Source organism: Niveibacterium terrae (assembly GCF_048213115.1).
Classification (GTDB): Bacteria; Pseudomonadota; Gammaproteobacteria; order Burkholderiales; family Rhodocyclaceae; genus Niveibacterium; species Niveibacterium terrae.
The window spans coordinates 1,476,941-1,498,617 of the sequence record NZ_CP172404.1; the positions used below are offsets into that span (position 1 = coordinate 1,476,941).

The window sequence follows — 21,677 nt, forward strand, 5'->3', positions numbered from 1 at the left end:
TTGTGTTTTCCGGTCAGCGCGGCTGGAAGGCTGCGTCGCCCATCTGCCACAGGAAGAAGGACCAGACGTCGGCGGTCTCCTCCAGCGCCTGGCCGACCGTCGAGCCCATGCCGTGGCCGGCGTCAAAATCGACCCGGAGCAGCACCGGTTTGCCGTCCGGATTCGCGGTCTGCAGCCGCGCCGCGAACTTGGACGGGATCCAGGCTTCGACGCGCGGATCGTTCGCGCCGGTCGTCACGATCACAGCCGGGTAGCGCACGCCGTCGCGGACCCGGTGATAGGGGCTCAGCGCGAACATCGTCTTGAAGTGCTCGGGATTCGTGACCGTGCCGAACTCGGCGATGTTCGGCGCGCCGTTGGGTGTCAGTTCCATCCTCAGCATGTCCGACAGGCCGACCGAACTCTGCGCGGCGGCGAGCAGATCGGGTCGCTGCGTGATCGTCCCGCCGATCGTGATGCCCCCGGCGCTGCCACCGGTGCCGGCCAGCGTCGCGCTCGACGTGTACTTGTTGGCGATCAGCCATTCGGCGCAGGCGATGAAGTCCGACACCGTGTTCTGCTTGGTCGCGATGTGTCCGCCGCGATGCCATGCTTCGCCCAGCTCACCGCCGCCGCGCACATGGCAGACCGCCTGGACTCCGCCGCGCTCCAGCCAGGCGAGGCGGGTCGCGTTGAAGCGCGGCTCCATCGAGATTCCGTAGGCGCCGTAGCCGGTCAGAATCGTCGGGCGACGGCCGTCGAGCGCGAGCTTCTTTGGCACGATCAGCGACAGCGGTACTTCGACGCCGTCATGGCTTTTGACCATGACGCGGCGCGCCTCGAAGGGCGTCGTGTCGAGCTTGAGCGGCTTCTGCAGATCGGTCGGCAACGCCTTGCCGTTTTTCAGCGCGAACACTTGCGGGGCATGAACCCAGCCTTCGAGCTGGACCAGAAGGCCTTGCTTGCCGGGAGCGATCGCGCGCAGCGTGCCTTCGAAGGGCAGCTTCACCTCGCTGGGCTTGCCGGCCTTGAGCGGGACGCGGATCAGGCGCGAGACGCCGGCATCGAGCGCCTTGACGTAGATCGCATCCTTGTCGGCGACCGGGAACTGCAGCGCCGCGGCGCTGGCCGGCACGACGGTGCGGGCCTCGCCGCCATGGGCGAGGTCGAGCCGGAGCAGCTCGCGGTTCGACGCCTTCTTCTGGCTCACCGCGTAGATCGCGTCGCCGGCCAGCACCGCGTGGGTGACCTGATCGGCCGGCGAGATCACCCGGCGCCACGGTGTCGAAGGCCCGTTCACCTTGTCGGCCGGCGCGATCCAGTACGAGCGATCGACCGCGTCGCCATGCAGCACTTCCATCATGACCCAGCGCGAGCCTTGGGTCGTCGCCGGATGGGGCAGGTCGGCCAGCGCGAACGAGTTCTTCGGCGAAACCTCCCAGCCGAAGACCGCGACGTCGCGGCTCTCGGGCTCGCCGATCCGGTGCTGGTAGATCGCGCTCTTGTTGTAGCGCTCGCTGGCCGGGTGACGGTTGTAGAAGAAGCCCTTGCCATCGGCTTGCCAGGCGAGGCCGTCCTCGTTGAGCCCGGTCCTATCGATTGCCTCGCCGAGCAGCTTGCCGCTTGCGACATCGATGATGCGCAGCACGCTGTTCTCGGAGCCGCCCAGTGAAATGCCGATCGCGATCCGGCTGCCGTCGGGCGACGGACTGATCCAGTCGATCGCGTGGTGCCCCCCTTCGCCGGGCAGCGCGTCCGGGTCGAGCAGCATCCGCTCGGCACCTTTGAGGCCATCGCGGACCCACAGCTTGCGGGCGTTCTCGCCCGGCGCGCGGCGGATGAAGAAGATCCGCCCTCCCGCCTGCTCGAAGCCTCCGGTCGCTTCGCCCGAGTCGGCCAGCACGCCGAGCCGTTGGCGCAGCGCTTCGCGGCCGGGCAGGTTCTTCAGGATTGACGCCGAGTAGTCCGCCTCGCTGTGCAGCCAGGACTGGAACTCGGGTGACTTCATGTCCTCCATCCAGCGGTAGGGGTCGGTGACGATGACGCCGTGATAGACATCGGTGACGGGGTGGGCCGCGGTGGCCGGGTAGGCCGCCTCGGTGATCATCGGCAGCGCGGCAAGGGCCGCGGCCAGGGCGTGAGCACGCATGGTTCTCCTTTTTGGGGGTAATCGCAGCGCTCATGCTAACGGCCCACGGCAGGGCGGGCCAGTGCGATTGTTTCGCAACGTATCACGGACCGCGCTGTGGAAATCGGCGATAATGCAGGGCTACGCGTTTGCCCGCAGCCCGTCGCCGGAAGTTTTGGTTCCTGTCGGTCTGTGAGCTCCCTGCCATCCCTACAGAGGAAGCATCAGCCATGAGCGCTCAATCCCTGATCAAGATCCCCGCCGGCGGCCAGAAGATCGTTCCCGGCCAGACGACGCCCGACAATCCGATCATTCCCTTCATCGAAGGGGACGGTATTGGCGTCGATATCACTCCGGTGATGATCAAGGTCGTCGATGCGGCGGTTGCCAAGGCCTACGGCGGCGCGAAGAAGATCCACTGGATGGAAGTGTATGCCGGCGAGAAGGCGACCCGGCTCTACGGCAAGGATCAGTGGATGCCGGCCGAGACGCTGCAGACCCTGAAGGACTACTCGGTCTCGATCAAGGGGCCGATGACGACTCCGATCGGCGGCGGCATCCGCTCGCTGAACGTGACGCTGCGCCAGGAGCTGGACCTCTACCAGTGTGTGCGCCCGGTCCGCTACTTCAAGGGCGTGCCCAGCCCGCTCAAGCACCCCGAGCTGACCGACATGGTGATCTTCCGCGAGAACACCGAGGATATCTACGCCGGCATCGAATGGCTGGCCGAATCCGAACCGGCGAAGAAGCTGATCGCGTTCCTGCAGGACGAGATGGGGGTCAAGAAGATCCGCTTCCCCGAGTCCTCGGGCATCGGCATCAAGCCCGTCTCGCGCGAAGGCACGGAGCGCCTGGTGCGCGCCGCGATCCGCTATGCGATCGCCAACGGCCGTAAATCGGTGACGATTGTCCATAAGGGCAACATCATGAAGTTCACCGAAGGTGGCTTCCGCGACTGGGCTTACGCGCTGGCCAAGAACGAATTCGGTGGCGTCGAGATCGACGGCGGTCCGTGGCTGCGCCTGCCTAACGGTATCGTGATCAAGGATGCGATCGCCGACGCCTTCCTGCAGCAGATCCTGCTGCGCCCGGCCGAATACGACGTGATCGCGACGCTGAATCTCAATGGCGACTACATCTCGGACGCGCTGGCGGCCCAGGTCGGCGGCATCGGCATCGCGCCCGGCGCGAACATCTCCGATCACTACGCCTGCTTCGAGGCGACGCACGGCACCGCGCCGAAGTATGCGGGCCAGGACAAGGTGAACCCCGGTTCGCTGATCCTGTCGGCCGAAATGATGCTGCGCCATCTGGGCTGGACGGAGGCCGCCGACCTCGTCGTGCACGGCATGGAAGGCGCGATCGCCGCGAAGACCGTGACCTACGACTTCGCCCGCCTGATGGAAGGTGCGACCGAAGTCTCCTGCTCGGCCTTCGGAGACGCGATGATCGCGCACATGTGATCGCGCTTCAGATCAAACAAAAGTGGGCGCCTCAGGGCGCCCGTTTTGTTTGGGGAAGAGGAAAAACTCGCCGCGGATCACGCGGAAGAACGCGGATCAAACGAACCGGGCGGATTTCTCTTCGTGATGGCCCGCGAGCGGAGGGGCTATCCTTTAATACGTTCGCCGGTTATTAAAGGATAACGTGATATCCTTTAATAACCAAAGGCTCTATTAAAGGATGCGGTGCTCTCATGCGCAAGACCGATCTCAGTGCGGTGCGTCAGCAGCGCCTTGTGCCTGTAGGCGCGCATTCAGGGGCTTTTGCTTATGTCCCCGAGCCCACGCCGGTCTGGCTGCCGCTTGACCATGTGGCCGCCGCGGGCGTCCTCGCGGCGGGTGAGGCGCTGGCGCGGCTTCGCGGCATTGCTGAATCCGTTCCCAACGCGGATCTGTTTGCGCGAACCCTCGACCGGCGGGAAGCGGTGCGCAGCAGCCAGATCGAAGGCACGCAAAGCGATCTTCATGATCTTCTGGAGTACGAGATCACCGGTGATGCGGAAGGTCTGTCGCACGATACCGGCGTCACCTACGGTTACGTCAAGGCGCTTCATGCGGGTCTGATCGATGTTCGGCAGCAGGGCGCTTCGGCTTTTTCTGTTGAACTCATCCATCGCCTGCATTCCATCCTGATGGAACAGGACGAGCGCTACGCCAGTACGAACAAGCCCGGTGCGTTCAAGACCCGGCAGAACTGGATTGGCTCTGGTCGAACAATCTACGACGCCCGCTTTGTCCCCGCGCCGCCAGAAGCTGTTTCGGCCGCAATAGACGATCTGGTTCGCTATCTCCAGGGAGAGGCGTATCAGGAATCGCCCTATCTGCCCGCGATCACTCTTCGGATGGCGATCGCGCATGCGCAGTTCGAGACGATCCACCCTTATCCCGACGGGAACGGACGCGTTGGCCGGCTTTTGCTGCCGCTCATGCTCGCTGCGGACGCGGCCCCTCCGGTGTACCTCTCCGGCTATCTGAAGTCGCGCCAGAGGGAATACTACGATGCGCTGGCTGGCGTTCAGCTGCGAGGCGAATGGGATGCCTGGGTGACGTTTTTCAGTGCGACGGTGGCGAGCTGTGCCGATGAAACGAGCGCGCTCATTCTGGCGGCCCGCGCCCTGAGAGATGACTGGCGAGCCCGACTCAAGGCCTACCGCGCTGATGCCGCGGTTCATCGCGTCGTGGATTTACTCCTGGCGCGGCCTGTCGTCACGGTGTCCTCGCTGGTGGAAGAGCTTCGGGTTTCGTTCCCCACGGCCAATACGGCGGTTGCCCAAATGATAGCGGCGGGGATTCTCTCCGCAGCGCATTCCTCTCGGCGAAACCGGGTGTTTCATGCCACTGAGTTGCTTTCCCTGATCGAGCGAGGGGATGGAGCATGAGCTTTCCCTCGCTCATCTACTGACTCCCGGCAAGGAGCTGCGCGTAGGAATCGAGACACCTGAAGGGAAAGCCCTGGGGAGCATCAGGGGCAGGAAGAAAAGCCGCGCCGCGGAGGCGCGCGAATATGAAGAGGGGAGGGAGATTCCTCTATGACTCAAGCATTCCTGTCTTCTTCGCTTCATCCAGTATCCATTGAGCAAACGCCTGTATTGGCTCTGCGCTCAATTCAATCGGCTCTGGGAGGATGAGGCAGAAGGTTTTGGAGATCGTTTTCCCCTCTGGCCACGGGGCGATCAAGCTGCCTAGCGCAAGTTCTCTTTCGACATAGAGGCGCGGTACCAGCGCAACACCGAGGCCTGCCAATGCAGCTTCGATCAACATCGCATGAAGATCGTAGTGCGCACCGATCGCAGGATTGGTCAGTGAAATTCCGGTCTCCTGTGAGTAGAGTTGCCAAGCCTCAGGGTTCTGTCGCCGGTGCAGGCGCGGCAGCTTGTCCAGTGCGGTCATCCCTTCTTCTCCCGCCAGGAGCTTAGGGGGGCAAACCGGAATCAGCACCTCATGCAACAGTTGATGCGTCCGCATTCCTGTCCAGGCTGGGTGCTCGAAATGGATTGCCGCATCGAATCCGCTTCCAGACAGGACGAAGGGTTCCATGCGCTCAGCCAGATGCACCGTGATGTTCGGATGCTTTTGCTGGAATCGTGACAAACGAGGAATGAGCCATCGCATCGCAAAGGTCGGGATGATGGCGATGTCCAGGTTTGCTCCGTCGCTCGGTTGCCCCATCAGGTACTGGCTGTCTCGATCCAGTCGGTCGAGCAACTCGCGAATTTGGTTTGCATAGCGTTCCCCGTTAGGCAAGAGCCGGACGCGATTTCCAATTCGCTCGAACAGCGTGACACCCAGGAATGCCTCGAGGCGGCCAATCTGGCGGCTGATAGCCCCTTCGGTCAGGGACAGTTCGTTCGCTGCGCGGGCGAAGCTGCCATGACGTGCGGCAGCTTCGAATGCCATCAGTGCAGTGTTGCTGGGGATCTTCCTGCGCATGAGAGTTCCTGCTTCGGGCCCGGGCGAGGCTAGCCTTGATCTTTTGTCACTGAAGCATACCGAAAAATCGGTTTGAACGCTGCGGACATGGTCCTACCATGATTGAACGTCAACAAAGGAGCCCGGGGCACAAGCTTCCCGGCCGCGCGTGATCCAATGATTTATACAGTCGAATGCAGCTTCGCCGATCCAATCTGCGAGGCGCAGTGGAATGACTTTTACAGTCTGAAAAAGTTGCCCGCGCTCATCTCAGTGAGCGGGTTCCATACCTCGCAGCGTTTCAAGGCTTTGAGCGCGGGTTGTCCTGCCTACCTCGCTATTCATTCGATCGACAATCTCGATGTGCTTCAGGCAGACGAGTATCGCCAAAAAGGCGGTGGCAATTTTGCCCGCTGGCAGCAGCACATCATCGATTGGCACCGCAACCTTTATGATGGTCTTGACCGCGCTCCGGCCATCGCTGAAGACGAACATCTGGCGGTCTGTGCAATCGGCCCCGAGCCGCTCATGGAGATGGGACTCAGGCCTTGTCTGATGCAGGCGGTCGGATTGGAGAACTTCCCTGAGCGTCGGTGGTTGGCGAAGCGGGTTCGCGCGGATGAGCTTGGTGTGCATCACCTTCCGAAGGGCGTCCATCTCTATGCGCCGATGACGGCGCAATTGACGAATGGTCGTGAGGCCGCTCCCCTAGCGTCACGGTAGAGCCAAAATGCCCAACGTCACGATTTATATCCCAGCGGAAAAGATGCCGTCAGACGGGAATCTCTTGGAACTTACCGACCAATGCGTCCAGCTGTGCACGGGAATTCTCAACGCCGCGCTGGAAAACGTACACATCATCTATGTCCCCGTTCGTCACGGGCGAGGGCGCTCAGCCTTTGCGGAAATAAAATACCGCCTCGAGCCGTTCAGGACGAAACCCGTCATGGATTCCTTCATGGAAAAACTGGATGAAGCCATAAAGCGAAACACGGGGCTTGTCGCACGAATTCGCTGCTTTGCTTATGCGGCGCCCGCGATTCATGCGCGCAACTGATTGTCGGCAGGGGATACGGTGATGAATGGCGTGAAATTTCCAAGTCAGCAGGTTGGAGACTTTTCGATCACAGCGATCAGTGATGGATACCTCTCGGCAAGTCTGGATTTGCTTTCCAATATCAATCCAATGGATGCGTCCAGGTTGCAGCAAGACGCCGGTGTGAAGGACCCATCTTCTGTTCATATTAATTGTTACTTGTTGCGTGGCTGCGGGCGCACGATCTTGATTGATGCGGGTGCAGGGGGGGTCAAGCAATGGGGGGGTAAGCTGAAATCAAATCTCGCACTGGCTGGCGTGCAAGCCTCGGACGTTGACACGATTCTTCTGACTCATGCGCATCCCGATCATATCGGGGGGCTCCTTGACTCGTCAGGGAAACTCGCCTTTCCTTGTGCGGAGTTGGTTATCCACCAGCGTGAGGTCTCTTTCTGGGAGGATGATGGTAATCTGAGTCGGGCGAGTGAGCGCGCTCGTGGAAATTTTCTGTTTGCCCGAAAGGTATTCGACAAGTACAGGGAGAGGATGCGCACATTTACTGCTGACGAAGTTCTCCCTGGCCTCAGTGCGATCCCTCTTCTGGGGCATACCGCGGGGCATTCCGGTTATCGCCTCGAATCCGGCGAGGACAGCCTATTGATTTGGGGTGATGTCGTTCACTTCCCGCAAATCCAGATTGCTCGTCCCGACGTGTCCATTGCCTTCGACCAGGATCCTCAGCTTTCCGCCGATACGCGATCCAAGCTCTTGGATATCGTCTGCTCGGACAAGAGCCTTGTCGCGGGCATGCACCTTGGCGAACTCGGGTTCGCACATATCGAGCGAACAGGCAAGGCCTACAGGATCTGTTACGAAGCTTGAGGAAAGTGCGATCTCATCATTTTCTCTCTCCAGCTGAGAAATCGAGCGAGGCGTGGAACACGCAGGACGCTTGGGCTAAGGTCTTGAATTGCATCAAAATGAGCGAAGCCGAGACTGGTGCCCATGCTCAGAGGGAAAAAGGAAGCCTCGCCGCGGATCGCGCTGCCAAGCAGCTATCAGACGCCTGATGTATGCTGATGCGGTAATCCGGGGCTTGCCGCTTCCAGCGATAGCCACCCGTGGAGGGTGGCTGGGAGCGCAGGCGAATGCCATGCGGGAAAGTCCGCTTCTATCCCGGCCGGGCTCTTCAGGATCGAAATTTCATGTCGCGCTGCTTTCCTTACCTCCTGGCTCTGACGCTGGGAATCGGATCTCTACCATCGTTCTCGCAGATCCAGAAGAGCTCGCCCCGTTCGCTCGTCATCGAAAGCCGGCGCAATTACGCGAAGGGAACTTTTCCCCGCGCTGGCAGCTGGCAAGGTCTCTACTGCCGAGGGCTCGATTGCGAGATCCGGCCGGCTCGGGTCCGGATCAAGACAACGAGCGCCGTCAATGTGCTGGACGAGAAAGAACTTCTGGATGATCTGAAGGTGAGCGGAAAACCGCTCGCCCTGTTTCCCGGGGGTGGGCTCAAGGAGGGCAAGGTCGTCTCATGGTATCGGTCCGGGGATCCTTCCAATGAATCGCCTCAGCTCGGAAAGCTCGGCAAGCTCGGGAAGTGGGACATGCCCTGGGGCCCTCTGCCGCTGACGATTTCCTGGACCCGCGCGCCGCAAGGGCAAAAGCGCTACTTCGTCAGCGACGGCAGTGTCCGGCAGTTTCTGTTCATGATCGACGCGGAAGCTCACTATGACGGTGACACGACACCGATCATCCACTGGGTCGGCGATTTGGATGGCGATGGAAAGCTGGATCTTCTGCTCAGCATCCCGGACGACAACTGTGGGTTTGACGAGCGGCTCTACCTTTCCTCCGGAGTCGGGAAGGGACAGCTTCTGCGCAAAGCCGCTCAGCTATCGGGCGGGGAAGCGGCTTGCGGGTGCTGATGCCGAAATCTTCAGGGGGACGGGATTGCTCTGGATGTCCGAAGGCTAGACTGCCCCATGACCCTCTACGTTAGGCAAGATCCAGGATGTCGCTGCTGATTGAAGAAGTTTCTGTCATCGATGCTCCCATGGAGCTGTTGCTGCTTGCCGATCCCTCGGAGGCTAATATCCGGGCCTATCTTTCCGGAGCGAAATGTTTCGTTGCTTCATCTGGTGCGGATGTGGTTGGCGCATGCGTCGTGCAGTCACGCGGCACGGAGGCCTATGAGCTAATGAACATCGCTGTTTACCCTGCCCACCAGAAGTCCGGATACGGCACTGCGCTATTGATGTGGAGTATTGATTTCTTTCGCAACTTGGGCGCCCGGCAACTGGAAGTGGGCACCGGATCGTTCGGCTATCAACTCGCTTTCTATCAGCGACATGGATTTCGGGTTACAAGCATTGATCATGACTTCTTCGTCAATAATTACCCTGAGCCGATCTTCGAGGATGGAATACAGCTCTTTGACATGCTGCGCCTTACGCTGAGGTATGCGGGGTGATGGGTGGTGAGGTCGGGCCTTGATTCCAATAAACATGGTCGAATGCAGGACCTCGTGTCTGACCCCGCAAGATATAGAGACAGATTCATGAAACCCGATGCGGTTGTGGTGCTCTCTCGCTTGCCCGAGCGCTTGCCGGGGCTGGCCGATTTGGCGGCGCATGCCGATGTGCTGGCGCGCATTTATCAGCCGCTCCAGCAGGGCCTGGATGCTGCGGGCCAAACGGTTTACCTCCTGCCAGCCACGATCTCCCAGCCAGAACGCCAGGCGCTGGATGCCGCCGGGCTGACTCCCAATCGCCTGTGCCTGCCGGCGCATGACCAGGTGGTTGCGCTGTTGCAGCAAAAGGCCGCGCGCGCAGATTTGCAGCGGGCGGCCGATGCGTTTATTGCCTCGCTCAACTCTGCCCCTCTGTGGTGGCAATCCTTGCTGCCCGCCGTCGTCCTGGGTTTGCAGCTCCCGACCCACGCCGCTGCCCCGCTGGATACGGGCAGTTCACGCTGCGCATGCTGCTTTCATCCGCCATGGGCGAACGATCTGACTCAGATAGCCCTTTTTCGCTATCGGGCGGGCACCTGCTGGGGCAACTACGGCCCGCAGGATGCCTTGCAGGTGCTGCTGGGCAGCGAAACGGAAGTCTGGCCGCAAGCCACTCCGCGCGACATCTGGATCTGGCATCGCGTGCTGGACATATTGCGCACGCTGCCCGCGTCCAGCCGCTACAGCCAGGCGCGCAAGGCGCTCCGGCAGGCGGGCTGGTTGAACAAAAACAGCCTGATGCGCTGCGAATCCCTGCTCGACGCCCTGGCCTGGATCGGCATTCTGGAAACGCCGGAATTCCCCGGTTTGATGAGCCGTTTCACCTCCGCCATCTACCGCGACCGCCGCCCCAATACCCTGGTGGAAGTCTCCGCGCCGCTGGCGTGGTGGCAGGCCGAACACGGGCTGAATGAGTCCCTGATCGATCGGCTCTTTGGCCATTGCGTCTGCCCGGCGCAAGAGCCGCCGGCCCCCGCGCCCGGGGCAACGGTGCCGAAAAAAGCCCGCTCCACCGGTTTGCGCAATCTGCCCGGGCCACTGGCCGCCGGGGATGTCTACGCCATCCAGTGCCGTGAAGACCTCTGGGGCACGGCCTACTGCCATGAAGTCGTGTGCGATGAGCGGGGCATTGAACGGGGCCGCATGGAATTGCTCGATTACCTCGCCCCGCAGCCCCCGCAGGCCGATCAATTGCACGGGCTGCACCTCAGCACGCGCACCCGCGGCATGCGTACCCAGTGTTGGTGTAGCTCGCTGCTGAAAACCCCGGGCGTCAAACGCATCGCCACCGGCATCGCCCCATACATCAGCGCCGTTCCCGCTCCGGAACGCATCACCTACGCCCAGGCCAAACAGCTGGCTTGGGAAGCCCGTTGGCACTTCGCCGAGGTGTAAATCATGAAAGGAGGAGGGCGGTGATGCGGAGTGGGGATGGCTGCGCAGCAAGCCACGCGCTTTCTGTCAGCAGGCCTGGTCTTGCTCATCCCGGCATCGGCTTTTGCGGCTGAGAAACCGTTAAGCGTTCCGTCTGATCCAAAGGCGCAGCACGCCCCCCTGGGGAAAGAGGGGAGTCGGACGCAACGTATCATTGTGACGAAGCGGCTAGGCCCCGACGGGGTCAGCCATGCCAAGCAGATCTACGATGGCATTCGCCACACGGCAAGAGGTTCCGGTACCGCAATGAACCTCGGACGGATGTACAAATCCTATCCCGATCCACACATGCTGCCGGTCATTCAGGGTACCATCGCTATGACGTCGGGGTCGATGTGTGCCGGTCATCTCCTTGAGCGGGGCGCACGCCCAGGGTAAAAAGGGGCGCTAGACATAGTGCCGCGCCCGATCCCCTGACCGGGCCATCCGGGCACCCGTGGCGAAGCGCTGGCCACGTACCCGTTCGTTCTTGAAAGCGATTGAACCCGCTTTCGGTTGGCTCGTCTTTCCTGCAGTTGCCCGTGCTGTTTTGAATCGTGCGGTTGAATATCCCGTTTTAATCAAATCAATTTTAATCAAAGAGAGATATCCAAATGAGCCTCGTGACACTCCGGAAAAAGCTGATCCCTTGCTCGGTTATCGCGCTTTCGCTGTTTCATATGGATTGGGCGCTTGCTGCCGCGGATGAACGGGCTGAGCAGGTTGCCTCAATGTACCTGAGCACCATGGTCAATGGCGATATCGAAGAAGCCAAAAAGCTCAACGATGCGCTTCGTTCCATGTTCGAAGGGCAAGATGCCTTCGATATCAATGCCCTGAAGGAACTTCCGGATTCCATGGCCTCCGATCTGACCGAGCAACTGATGCAACAGTTCTCGGACAAGCAAAAGGCTGCACTCAAGACGCCGGTTACGGATTTTACCCATGCCCTGGTGGCCGCGATCCTGCGCTCAAAATGCACCGTGCAAGGCAGCGATGTGAGTGACAATGACGCACAGGAGGGCAACAAAATCGCCGCGATCCGTTACGCCTGCCAGGTTCCGGATGTGGCAAACAAGGTGCGCGCCCTGACCAAGAAAATCGGCAAAAAGCCTCTCTCTGCGGCATATTTCACGGAATTGACATCCATCTACCAGAATGCGCCTTTGGCAGGGTCCGTCAAAGGGTCGGCTAATTTGTATTCCGGTGAAAAGGCGGGAGAGTGGTTCACCGGCAGCCCCAATGAACTGAGCACCCCGGTTGTCGAGGCGCTTGCCGGTCCGCTCATCAAGGGCGCCAAGTAAACGCCGGAATAGTCTCGACGAGTTGCAGGATCAGGTCTTGAAATTCATCAAAATGATCGAATTCAAGACCTTTCTTCTTTTTGCTGTATTTCGATTGCATGGAGAGGTCTATGGGAACTCAGCATTGGATCGTTAACTGGACCCATCGGGACGGAAAAAATGGTCGCACTGCTATTGAGTGGCCGGGTGAGCCGAGTCGGGAGACCGCAGCCGCCCGTATCCGGGAGGCTCTGCTCGGCAAGGATTATCTGCTTGTTAACACGCCACGTGGTCACAGTGAACCCACGGTGTTCCTCATGGAACACTACGGCTACATCATTGGCGCTATCGACCCGATCGAAGAGTAACGTTGTTGCTGACTAGCTCTCGGGTCAAGAATATAGGAAATCTGCGATCGGGGAAAAGCGAGCGCGGTTTATGAGGGGGCGCGGGTGTGAGCTAACTCTCATCGCTATTCATTGGATTCTGAGCCATTAAAATCTTGGTTAAGGTGTCCTGGGATAAAAATCTTATATGCGTTCCTGGCTAATTGAGCTTTTCGGAGTTGGATTTTTTTGCCCAGAACTTTGGATGCTTTTTCTATCTCATTTTTAAGTCTTTCGTAGTTGACTTCTTCTATCTTGGTGCCTGCGATCACAGAGCATAGAAAATCATTTCTTGAGTAGGGATAGATTCCCGCGACGCGGTCAAGGCTGATTGTTCTTTCTTCTTGTTCGTAAGACCAGTCTTCGCTTTTTGTGAAGAAGTACTTTTCAAGTTCATACTCGTCGGGTGTTGCCCAGTTGATGATAGGTCTGATTTTCTTGTACTCGACTCTGCTTGGAATGATTTGCTGGATGAGCTCTCTTGGGGAGTCCATTGCTATGCGTAGCTCGACGACGAATCCCTTGTGACTATCCGCGTAATGCGACCACATCAAAGGGCTGCAGGGGGTTCTGCTGACGCAAAAAATCCCCATTCTTCTGACTATGCTTTTTACGAATTCTCCTGAGGCGATAGCTGTTTTTACATTGTTTCTAAATCGCCACTTATTTTCAATGCGTTTCGCGGGGCTGTATCCTAATTCTTTTCCCGCCTTTTTTATCAAATCAGGTCGTATCTCGCATATGGATTCTATGCTTTTGGGGTCGAATGCAGGCATGCAGTCGAACGGATCGTTGAAATCTAATGGACAGGTAAATTTCAATGTGCCATCCGCGATCATCTTGAGGCTGCCTTCATTGAACGGCAGATATTTGTATCGATAGATGACTTCAATGTCGTTTTCTACAGCAATACCTTCTTTGTTCATCTGACAGGGTTCCAGTGCGGTCTTTCTCTTTTTTGAGGGGCTGGGTGGAGTCTTTTATTCGATCATCTCTGATCGGGAGCTGCTCTGCTGATAGCCCCCGGAGCGAATGCCGGCCCTTCCTGAGCCGGCCGGCTCCGGCGGCGTGAAACATGTTTCACGAAACCCCGCCGGCGTTCAACGGCCTGCCTTGCACAGCTGGCCGGCTCCGTCGGGACGATGCAGTGCTTCGTCAAACCCCGCCGGAGCTCTTGACGATGAAGATCGCACAGTCGACTTTGCGGGCGAGCTTCTCGGCGATCGAGCCGAGGAAGAAGCGCTGCAGGCCGCGGCGGCCGTGCGAGCCGACCACCAGCAGATCCACTTTCTGTTCGGCGATCGCGCGGGCGATCTGCTCATCGGCCGAGCGGGTGTCGGATTCGAGCAGCAGGATCTCGGGGTGCAGGCCTTTCGCTTCCAGGCGCTTGCGCGCATCGGCGATGACGGCCTGGCCCTGTCGGTGCCAGGCATCCCTGACCTTGTCGTGCTCGACGAACACGTCGCCGCCGTGGTGCATCGGCAGCAGATCCTCGTCGATCGCGTGCGCGACGATCAGCTCGGCATCGAAGCGCTGCGCGAGCTCGGCCGCCGTTTTCAGGCCTTCGTTGGAGACTTCGCTGCCGTCTACGGCAACCAGGATCTTCTTGAACATTTTTCCCCCTCGGTCGCGGACAAGCCAAGTCGGCGCATGCGTCCCGAAAAGCTGTCCGAGTCCCTTTGATCAATGCGGCAGGGATCCCGCAGCGGAGGCGGCCTTGCTCGGGCGAGGGGCGTTGCCGCCCCCGGCCGTCTCGGCGCGGGCAGGGGGCGGCGACGCCCCCCGGACGGCGGATCAGCGGAAGACGAGGACCGGGACGGTCGAGTGGGTCAGGACTTTCTGGGTCTCGCTACCGAGCAGGAAGCCCGCGACGCCACGGCGGCCGTGCGAGGCCATGAAGATCAGGTCGCAGCTGTGCTTCTTCGCCGCTTCGATGATCGCTTCATAGGGCAAATCGCTGACCTGGGTGTCCGCCTTCGCTTCGACGCCGGCTTTTTGGGCGAGCGTCAGCGCCGCGTTCAGAACCCGGCTCGCTTCGGTGCGGGTCGAGTCCGAGAACTGGTCGGGCGTGACCGGGACCAGCAGTGCGCCTTCGCCGTACATCGGCATCGGGTATTCCTGCTGGGCGAAGAAGAAGGTGATCGAGGCCCCGGCTTCTTTCGCAAATTCGACAGCCTGACTTGCGGCGCGGGTGGACAGTTCGGAACCGTCGGTGGGGACGAGAAGATGTTTGAACATACCTGGCTCCCTTTGATTGTCGGGGTGACGAAATCATATTAGGACGCGCAGGGCGGAAATGCTTGACTCCGGTCAAGCCCGCGCGGGGCGGGGCGACCGGAGGTGACCGACAGGCGTGATCAGATCGGCGCGCGGCCGATCAGGCGGCGCAGACCTTCGCTGTCGAGGATCTGGATGTGCTTCTGATGAACCGTGATCAGGCCTTCGTCCTGGAACTTCGAGAAGGCGCGGCTGACCGTTTCGAGCTTGAGCCCCAGATAGGAGCCGATTTCCTCGCGGGTCATCCGGAGGTTGAACTCCAGGGCCGAGTAGCCGCGGGCGCGCATCCGCTGCGAGAGGTTGAGCAGGAAGGCGGCGAGGCGTTCCTCGGCGCGCATCGAACCGAGCAGCATCATGATGCCCTGCTCGCGGACGATCTCGCGGCTCAGGAACTTGTGGAACTGGCGCTGCAGCGGTTCGATCCGGCGCGACAGCTCTTCGAGTTTGTCGTAGGGGATCATGCAGACGTCGCTGTCTTCGAGCGCGACCGCGTTGCAGACGTGGCGGTCGGTCGAGATGCCGTCCATGCCGAGGATCTCGCCGGCCATCTGGAAGCCGGTCACCTGATCGCGACCGTCCTCGGTCAGGATGTCGGTCTTGAAAAAGCCGGTCCGGATCGCGTAGATCGCTTCGAAAGGCTCTCCTGCCCGGTAGAGGTGCTGCTGGCGCTTGATCTTGCGGCGGGCGGCGATCAGACCGTCCAGTTTCTCCAGATCATGATTGTCCAACCCAAGGGGGAGACAGAGTTCTTTGAGATTGCACTGGGTGCATACAGAGCGAAGATTGACTGTCGCGAGCGGAATCGGGGCTGTTTTTTCCAAGGCGAAGCTCCAAGCGGACGATGTTGATGACCGTCAAACCCGTTTCCAGCGCTTCATGACAAGGTCGGTACTCGCTATACAGCTTCCCGACATGAATCGCGACGATCAGAAACCGGTTTTCGACCCGCAGCTCATCCGACGTTTTGACGTGTCCGGCCCGCGTTATACGTCTTATCCGACGGCGGACAGGTTCCACGAACGCTTTACCGCTCCCGATCTGATGAGGCTCCTCGGAGCCCGATCCTCAGCGGAGACCGGCAAACCGCTCTCATTATATTTCCACATCCCGTTTTGCGATACGGTCTGTTTCTACTGTGCCTGCAACAAGTATGTCACAAAGGATCACAGCCAGGCCCGGACCTATCTTTCCTACCTCGATCGCGAGATGGCGCTAGTTTCTTCTCATCTGGCCGGTTCGCGCAAGGTCGCCCAGATGCACTGGGGGGGCGGAACGCCGACTTTCCTTGCTGCAGATGAGATCAGCGCACTCTGCGCGAGCATCCGTTCGCACTTCGAACTCGTCGCGGACGGCGAGTATTCTATCGAAATCGACCCGCGGCGGATCAAGCCCGGGGTCATCGAGCTGCTTGGCCGCGAAGGCTTCAACCGGCTCAGCGTCGGCGTCCAGGACTTCGATCCTCTGGTCCAGAAGGCCGTGAACCGGATCCAGAGCTTCGCCGAGACGGCCCAGGTGGTTGCGGATGCGCGCGCGAACGGCTTCCGTTCGGTCAGCCTGGATCTGATCTACGGCCTGCCGCTGCAGACGCCCGAGCGCTTCTCGGCGACGCTGGACCGGGTCCTGGAGCTCGCGCCGGACCGGCTCGCGCTGTACAACTACGCCCATCTGCCGACGCACTTCATGCCGCAGAGGCGGATCAGCGAAGCCGATCTGCCTTCGCCCGAAGGCAAGCTCGAAATCCTCGGCCTTGCGATCGAGAAGCTGACCGAAGCGGGCTATCTGTTTATCGGCATGGACCACTTCGCGAAGCCCGACGACGAGCTCGCGATCGCGCAGCGCGAAGGCCAGCTCTACAGGAACTTCCAGGGCTATTCGACGCATTCGGGCTGCGATCTGCTCGGCTTCGGCGTCTCGGCGATCGGTCAGCCGGGGGCCGCGTACAGCCAGAACGAGAAGACGCTCGAAGGGTATTACGCGGCGCTCGATCAGGGACGGCTGCCGGTCGTGCGCGGCTACGAGATGGACGAGGACGACCGGCAGCGCTACGCGATCATCCAGGCCTTGATGTGCGATTTCGCGCTCACCTTCGCGGCGGTCGAGAAGGCCTGGGGCATCCGCTTCGCCGAGCGCTTCGCCGTCGAACTCGCCGAACTCGCCGAGCTCGCGGAAGCCGGACTCTGCGAAATGGACGCCGGGGGCTTGCGCATCACCGAGTCGGGGAGGATGCTGGTCCGCGTCATCGCGATGGTCTTCGACCGCCACCTGAGGGAGAGGCGCGGAGCCCAGCGCTATTCGAAAGTGATTTAGCTGCGCGTGTCGGGAGCCCGGTCGCGGGCCCGGGCCGTTCCGCGCCGAGGAGATCCGGATGAAGGAAGAGGTTTTTCGCGTGCTCGGGATGAGCTGTCAGGGTTGCGTGCGTTCGGTCAGCCGCGCGCTCGTCGCGCTGGACGGCGTCGAGGAAGTCGAAGTGTCGCTCGAAGAGGGGGCCGCGCGCGTGCTCTTCGTGCCCGAACGCGTCAGCGCCGATGCGATCCGCGCGGCGATCGTCGGGGCCGGGTTCGAAGCGGCCTGAGGCGGCTTCAGGGGTTTCGCCCGCACTCCGGGCGCAATCCGTTATCCTCTGGCTTTATCCCGCATCCCCCTGCCATGACCGACGGCATCACCGCGCTGAACTCGCTTGAGCTCGACCCCACTCCCGACATCCGCCTGATCGCCTGCGACATGGACGGCACGCTGCTCGACGACGAGGACGCGATCCACGAGGATTTTTGGCCTCTGATCGAAGAGCTTCACGGCCGCGGCGTGACCTTCTGTCCGGCCAGCGGCCGGCAGTACTACAACCTGCTGCAGCGCTTCGAGCCGATCGCCGACGATCTGATCTTCATCGCCGAGAACGGCAGCTTTGTCGTCCACAAAGGCGAAGAGATCAGCTCGGACTGCCTCGCGCGGGACGTGGCCCGGGAGCTGACCCGCGCCGCGCGCGCGCTGTCCGCTTCCGGCGCCGACATCGGCGTCGTGCTGTGCGGCAAGCGCTCGGCCTATATCGAGCGCTCCGATCCGGCTTTCTTCGCCGAAGTCGACAAGTACTACCAGAGGCTGGAAGTCGTCGACGACCTGCAGGCGGTCGAGGACGAGATCCTCAAGTTCGCGGTCTTCGCTTTCGATTCGTCCGAGCGGGTCAGCGCGCCGGCCTTCGCGCGCTTTCGCGCGACGCATCAGGTCGTTGTCTCCGGCCAGCACTGGCTGGACGTGATGGCGCCCAGCGTGAACAAGGGTGCGGGCATCCGCCATATCCAGCAGAGCCTGGGCATCACGCCCGAGCAGACGATGGTCTTCGGCGATTTCCTGAACGATCTGGAGATGATGGACCAGGCCCGCTATTCGTTTGCGATGGCCAACGCCCATCCCCAGCTCAAGGCGAGGGCGAACTTCCTCGCGCCCGGCAACACCGACAACGGGGTCGTCCGGACGATCAAGGCCGTCCTCGGTATCGCCTAGGGCCGAGGCCCTTCGATTGCTGCGATCGCGTCGATCAGCCGCGCGTGGCCGGAGCGGCTGACCGGCACGCACAGATCGCGGCCCAGCCGGGCCTGATGGCCGTCCTTGCCCTGACGCTCGATCGCCTTGAGCCGCGCGAGATTGATCAGCCACGAGCGGTGGACTCGGACGAAGCCTTTTCCGGCAAGCCAGGCTTCGATCTCGTTCAGGCTCTGCGTCTTCAGATGGGTACGGCCGGCGGCGTGGATCGCGATGTAGTCGTCCTGGGCCTCGATGCAGTCGATGTCGGCGACCGGTACGACGATCACCTGGCCGCGATCGCGGATCAGCACGCGCTGGGCCTGAGCCGTGGCTTCGCTGAGCAGCGCGTCGGGCAGGCTGCGGCCGAGCAGATGGCGCGCATGGTTCAGCGCTTCATCCAGCCGCTCCCGGGTATAGGGCTTCAGAAGGTAGTCGACCGCGTGGCGCTCGAAAGCCTGCAGCGCGTATTCGTCGTAAGCGGTCGTGAAGATCACGCCGCTGCGCCGCCCCGAGAGCTCCAGCACTTCGAGCCCGGTCAGTTTGGGCATCTGGATGTCGAGGAAGATCAGATCCGGGTTCAGGCGGGCGATGTCGGCGAGCGCCTGCTCGCCGTTGTCGCTCTCGCCGACGATCGCGATGTCGGGATGATTGCGCAGATGGCTGCGCAGCAGCCGGCGGGCCAGGGTTTCGTCGTCGACGATCAAGGTGCTTAGAGGGGAATTCATCGTTCGCTCTTCGTTTCAACGGGGACGGTGATCTCGACGCGAAAGCGGCCATTGCCTCTGCGGCTGACGAGGCGGGCGCGCTCACCGTAGATAGTGGCGAGCCTCTTGCGGACGTTCGCGAGGCCCAGGCCGTTTCCCGGCGCGCCGCTCGCCTGCTCTGCGACCGGATTCTCGACCGCGATGTGCAGCCAGCCATCGCGAAGCTGAGCCTCGATCTCGACGTTGCCGGCCTCGTCCAGATCGCGGATGCCGTGCTTGACCGCGTTCTCGACCAGCGGTTGCAGCAGCATCGGCGGCAGCAGGCAGGGTGCCGCGTCCGGCGCGATGAGCAGACGGTAGTTGAGCTTTTCAGCGAAGCGCCGCTTCTCGATCGCGAGATAGCGCTCGGCGAGCGCGATCTCCTCCTCCAGTGCGATTCGCTCCCGCTCTGCGAGGCTCAGGGTCAGGCGGAAGAACTGGGCCAGATCCATCGTCATCGCACTCGCGGCGTCCGGGGCGAACTGGGTCAGCGCGCAGATCGAATTGAGGCTGTTGAACAGGAAATGCGGGCTTACCTGGGTGCGCAGCATCTGCAGCTCGGCCTCGCTGGCCGCGAGGCGAGATTCGCCCTCGCGGCGCAGCGCTTGCTGCATGTTCGCGAACGCGAGCAGGCCATCGTGGGCCAGCAGCGAGAGCAGATAGAGTCCGGCGCAGACGACGAAGAAGACCAGCCGCTCGCGAGTGCCGATCGCGATCAGCCCCGATTCGAAACCCAGGCCCAGGCCGACGCTGTTCCAGAGCTCGGCGACGAGAGTCCAGACCAACGCCGAGACGAGCGAGGCCGTGCCGAAAGCGGCGACGGTGAGCCCCGGGCTGCGCCGGGCATAGGGCAGGGCGCGACAGACGTAGTAGGCCGACAGCGCCGAGACCCCATAGACGAGCGATAGCGGCAGCGTGAGCAGCAGGCTGGCGCTCCAGGGGGCGTCGGTCGTGAAGTTCAGCAGACCGGCCAGCAGCACGCCCGCGAGCAGCCAGGCGGCGATGTAGGTCAGGAAGCGGCGCGTATCGCAGAGAATCGGATGCATCTAGTTCCTGATCTCGATGCCGCCCATGATGATGTCGCCCTCGATGATCAGGCGTTTGCCGGAATCCATCAAGGGAACGGTCTTGTCATCGACCCCGCCGAGGATGGGCACGCTCTTGAGCTGGACCGACCAGTCCTGGGGCACGCGGATCTCGACTCCGCCCATCATCACCAGCACATTCAGCACGGCCTCGGACTTCATCGAGGCCTGGCGCAGATCGAGTTCCAGCCCGCCCATCACCGCGGTCAGCTCGCCGCCCTGAAAGTCCTGGGTATCGTTCTTGATCGAGGAACCGTTGAGGATCGCCCTGTGGTTCAGACGTGTCGCGTCCTCGCAACTGGGCGGGGGAAGGCCGTGGCCGCGACTCCAGCCGCACCAGCGCGAACCGCCGTCCGGGAAGAAGCCCTTGGCGAGGAGATAGATGCCGCCGAAGATCAGCAGAGCCGGCCACAGCTCGTGCATGCCCCACGGCAGCAGACCCAGCTTGCGCAGCGTCAGCGCGGCGCCCAGCGCGATGAAGCCGCCACCCCAGATCAGCGCGCGCGGCGAGCGGTGCCGTGCGATATGCGACAAGCCCAGCACGACGAAGATCAACGGCCAGAGGGCGCCCAGTGCGACGGGATCGATGATGTGCAGATTGCCCAGCAGGGCCAGTACGCCCACGGCGATCAGCGCGATCCCGACGAACAGCCTGTGCGTTTGCGCGGAGCGGTGGTCTTGTCTCATCACATCACCTCCGGGTGGCTGGTGGGGAAGTCCGCGATCAGCGGGGGGCAGGCGCGCAGCGCGGCGGTGGGTACGATGTGCAGGCTAGCCAGCAGGGCCAGAGTTCCCAGCCCGATCAGCGCGATCGCAACGATCTGGCGCTGCGCCTGCAGGGCTTCGATCTCTCGCCTCATGCCCTCTCTCCGGAGCAGGGGGCGCGGAACGCATGGCGGCGGTGGGTCAGCATGCTCAGGCCCAGGTAGATCACGGCGACCGGCCAGGTGGTGCTGAAAGTGCAGCCCCACTGATTGGTGATGCAGGCGTAGAGCCACAGAGCCAGAGCGAGGCCGAGACCGGCGCGCGCAAACTGCTGAGCCTGTCTGGCGAAAACGAGCCGGGTCAGCGCCGAGACGCCGATCAGGATCGGCAGCAGCAGCCACGCGGATGCGTGGGGAATGAAGCCCTGTCCGGCGAGCAGCAGCGCTGCCCCGCTGGCGATCATCGCTGCGCCCCAGAAAAGCTGGCGGCGCGGCGAATGGATGGGGTGTTTGAAGCCGTGGCGGCGGATCATCGTGTCTTCCTCTGTTCTCGATGCTGAGAATGTGCCTCGGGCCGGGAAAGTGCGCACCCGCTTTTCGGCGAATGCCGGAGAGGAGTCGGCGAATGACGGGGCGGCTCCCACCGCCTCAGCGCGCGCCGCCCTCAGCCGAACACGCCCGGCCACGCGCGGAATTCCCCG

The 21,677-nt window shown here is 61.6% G+C and carries 24 protein-coding genes; 13 read left to right on the forward strand and 11 right to left on the reverse strand.

Annotation, left to right across the window (positions count from 1 at the left end):
* Positions 1–13: 13 nt before the first annotated feature.
* On the reverse strand, positions 14–2,128 hold the full coding sequence (locus tag ACHFB9_RS06590) for a prolyl oligopeptidase family serine peptidase (RefSeq protein WP_417070428.1): 2,115 nt from the start codon (positions 2,126–2,128) through the stop codon (positions 14–16).
* A gap of 209 nt (positions 2,129–2,337) precedes the next feature.
* Between ACHFB9_RS06590 and icd the strand changes: the two genes are divergently transcribed.
* Positions 2,338–3,570, forward strand: coding sequence for an NADP-dependent isocitrate dehydrogenase (gene icd, locus ACHFB9_RS06595; protein WP_417070430.1), 1,233 nt, complete (start codon positions 2,338–2,340; stop codon positions 3,568–3,570).
* 233 nt (positions 3,571–3,803) lie between these two features.
* On the forward strand, positions 3,804–4,988 hold the full coding sequence (locus ACHFB9_RS06600; RefSeq protein WP_417070432.1) for a Fic family protein: 1,185 nt from the start codon (positions 3,804–3,806) through the stop codon (positions 4,986–4,988).
* Positions 4,989–5,136: 148 nt separating this feature from the next.
* On the opposite strand, the gene ACHFB9_RS06605 is transcribed toward ACHFB9_RS06600, so the two are convergent.
* Complete coding sequence (locus tag ACHFB9_RS06605) at positions 5,137–6,039, reverse strand: LysR substrate-binding domain-containing protein (protein ID WP_417070434.1); 903 nt, start codon at positions 6,037–6,039, stop codon at positions 5,137–5,139.
* Positions 6,040–6,141: 102 nt separating this feature from the next.
* Here ACHFB9_RS06605 and ACHFB9_RS06610 point away from each other — a divergent pair, with 102 nt between their 5' ends.
* The 8 genes from ACHFB9_RS06610 to ACHFB9_RS06645 all read left to right on the forward strand — a co-directional run bounded on the left by ACHFB9_RS06610 (position 6,142) and on the right by ACHFB9_RS06645 (position 12,630).
* Positions 6,142–6,741, forward strand: a complete 600-nt coding sequence (locus tag ACHFB9_RS06610) for a hypothetical protein (protein WP_417070435.1) — start codon at positions 6,142–6,144, stop codon at positions 6,739–6,741.
* A gap of 7 nt (positions 6,742–6,748) precedes the next feature.
* Positions 6,749–7,075, forward strand: coding sequence for a hypothetical protein (locus tag ACHFB9_RS06615; protein WP_417070437.1), 327 nt, complete (start codon positions 6,749–6,751; stop codon positions 7,073–7,075).
* A gap of 21 nt (positions 7,076–7,096) precedes the next feature.
* Positions 7,097–7,936 carry an MBL fold metallo-hydrolase gene (locus ACHFB9_RS06620; RefSeq protein WP_417070438.1) on the forward strand — a complete coding sequence of 280 codons (840 nt, stop codon included), beginning with the start codon at positions 7,097–7,099 and terminating at the stop codon, positions 7,934–7,936.
* Positions 7,937–8,259: 323 nt separating this feature from the next.
* Positions 8,260–8,982, forward strand: coding sequence for a hypothetical protein (locus ACHFB9_RS06625; protein ID WP_417070440.1), 723 nt, complete (start codon positions 8,260–8,262; stop codon positions 8,980–8,982).
* 86 nt (positions 8,983–9,068) lie between these two features.
* Positions 9,069–9,527: a GNAT family N-acetyltransferase gene (locus ACHFB9_RS06630; RefSeq protein WP_417070442.1), complete on the forward strand. Its 459-nt coding sequence runs from the start codon at positions 9,069–9,071 to the stop codon at positions 9,525–9,527.
* 87 nt (positions 9,528–9,614) lie between these two features.
* Positions 9,615–10,961, forward strand: coding sequence for a hypothetical protein (locus ACHFB9_RS06635; protein ID WP_417070444.1), 1,347 nt, complete (start codon positions 9,615–9,617; stop codon positions 10,959–10,961).
* A gap of 632 nt (positions 10,962–11,593) precedes the next feature.
* Positions 11,594–12,283: a hypothetical protein gene (locus ACHFB9_RS06640; RefSeq protein ID WP_417070446.1), complete on the forward strand. Its 690-nt coding sequence runs from the start codon at positions 11,594–11,596 to the stop codon at positions 12,281–12,283.
* A gap of 110 nt (positions 12,284–12,393) precedes the next feature.
* Positions 12,394–12,630: a hypothetical protein gene (locus ACHFB9_RS06645; RefSeq protein WP_417070448.1), complete on the forward strand. Its 237-nt coding sequence runs from the start codon at positions 12,394–12,396 to the stop codon at positions 12,628–12,630.
* 104 nt (positions 12,631–12,734) lie between these two features.
* On the opposite strand, the gene ACHFB9_RS06650 is transcribed toward ACHFB9_RS06645, so the two are convergent.
* The 4 genes from ACHFB9_RS06650 to fnr all read right to left on the reverse strand — a co-directional run bounded on the left by ACHFB9_RS06650 (position 12,735) and on the right by fnr (position 15,728).
* A complete protein-coding gene (locus ACHFB9_RS06650) occupies positions 12,735–13,574 on the reverse strand; it encodes a DUF2971 domain-containing protein (RefSeq protein ID WP_417070450.1) in 840 nt (279 codons plus the stop codon).
* 229 nt (positions 13,575–13,803) lie between these two features.
* A complete protein-coding gene (locus ACHFB9_RS06655; RefSeq protein ID WP_417070452.1) occupies positions 13,804–14,262 on the reverse strand; it encodes a universal stress protein in 459 nt (152 codons plus the stop codon).
* Positions 14,263–14,442: 180 nt separating this feature from the next.
* Positions 14,443–14,886, reverse strand: a complete 444-nt coding sequence (locus ACHFB9_RS06660; RefSeq protein WP_417070454.1) for a universal stress protein — start codon at positions 14,884–14,886, stop codon at positions 14,443–14,445.
* A gap of 119 nt (positions 14,887–15,005) precedes the next feature.
* A complete protein-coding gene (fnr, locus tag ACHFB9_RS06665) occupies positions 15,006–15,728 on the reverse strand; it encodes a fumarate/nitrate reduction transcriptional regulator Fnr (RefSeq protein ID WP_417071345.1) in 723 nt (240 codons plus the stop codon).
* Positions 15,729–15,837: 109 nt separating this feature from the next.
* Here fnr and hemN point away from each other — a divergent pair, with 109 nt between their 5' ends.
* The 3 genes from hemN to ACHFB9_RS06680 all read left to right on the forward strand — a co-directional run bounded on the left by hemN (position 15,838) and on the right by ACHFB9_RS06680 (position 18,423).
* Complete coding sequence (hemN, locus tag ACHFB9_RS06670) at positions 15,838–17,232, forward strand: oxygen-independent coproporphyrinogen III oxidase (RefSeq protein ID WP_417070456.1); 1,395 nt, start codon at positions 15,838–15,840, stop codon at positions 17,230–17,232.
* Between the two features lie 58 nt (positions 17,233–17,290).
* On the forward strand, positions 17,291–17,497 hold the full coding sequence (locus ACHFB9_RS06675) for a heavy-metal-associated domain-containing protein (RefSeq protein ID WP_417070458.1): 207 nt from the start codon (positions 17,291–17,293) through the stop codon (positions 17,495–17,497).
* Positions 17,498–17,571: 74 nt separating this feature from the next.
* Positions 17,572–18,423 (forward strand): Cof-type HAD-IIB family hydrolase, encoded by an 852-nt coding sequence (locus ACHFB9_RS06680; protein WP_417070460.1) that lies wholly within the window; start codon positions 17,572–17,574, stop codon positions 18,421–18,423.
* Here the strand turns inward: ACHFB9_RS06680 and ACHFB9_RS06685 are convergent.
* Genes ACHFB9_RS06685 through ACHFB9_RS06705 form a run of 5 tightly spaced genes read right to left on the reverse strand, consistent with a single transcriptional unit; the run spans position 18,420 to position 21,509 of the window.
* Positions 18,420–19,169: a LytR/AlgR family response regulator transcription factor gene (locus ACHFB9_RS06685; RefSeq protein WP_417070462.1), complete on the reverse strand. Its 750-nt coding sequence runs from the start codon at positions 19,167–19,169 to the stop codon at positions 18,420–18,422. The two genes, ACHFB9_RS06680 and ACHFB9_RS06685, sit on opposite strands and share 4 nt — an antisense overlap.
* Positions 19,166–20,233 carry a sensor histidine kinase gene (locus ACHFB9_RS06690; protein ID WP_417070464.1) on the reverse strand — a complete coding sequence of 356 codons (1,068 nt, stop codon included), beginning with the start codon at positions 20,231–20,233 and terminating at the stop codon, positions 19,166–19,168. The genes ACHFB9_RS06685 and ACHFB9_RS06690 overlap by 4 nt, the downstream gene beginning before the upstream one ends.
* Positions 20,234–20,959, reverse strand: coding sequence for a LiaI-LiaF-like domain-containing protein (locus ACHFB9_RS06695; protein ID WP_417070466.1), 726 nt, complete (start codon positions 20,957–20,959; stop codon positions 20,234–20,236). It lies immediately after the preceding gene.
* Positions 20,959–21,132: a hypothetical protein gene (locus tag ACHFB9_RS06700; RefSeq protein WP_417070468.1), complete on the reverse strand. Its 174-nt coding sequence runs from the start codon at positions 21,130–21,132 to the stop codon at positions 20,959–20,961. Before ACHFB9_RS06700 ends, ACHFB9_RS06695 begins: the two co-directional genes overlap by 1 nt.
* A complete protein-coding gene (locus ACHFB9_RS06705) occupies positions 21,129–21,509 on the reverse strand; it encodes a LiaF transmembrane domain-containing protein (RefSeq protein ID WP_417070469.1) in 381 nt (126 codons plus the stop codon). Before ACHFB9_RS06705 ends, ACHFB9_RS06700 begins: the two co-directional genes overlap by 4 nt.
* Positions 21,510–21,677: the final 168 nt, after the last annotated feature.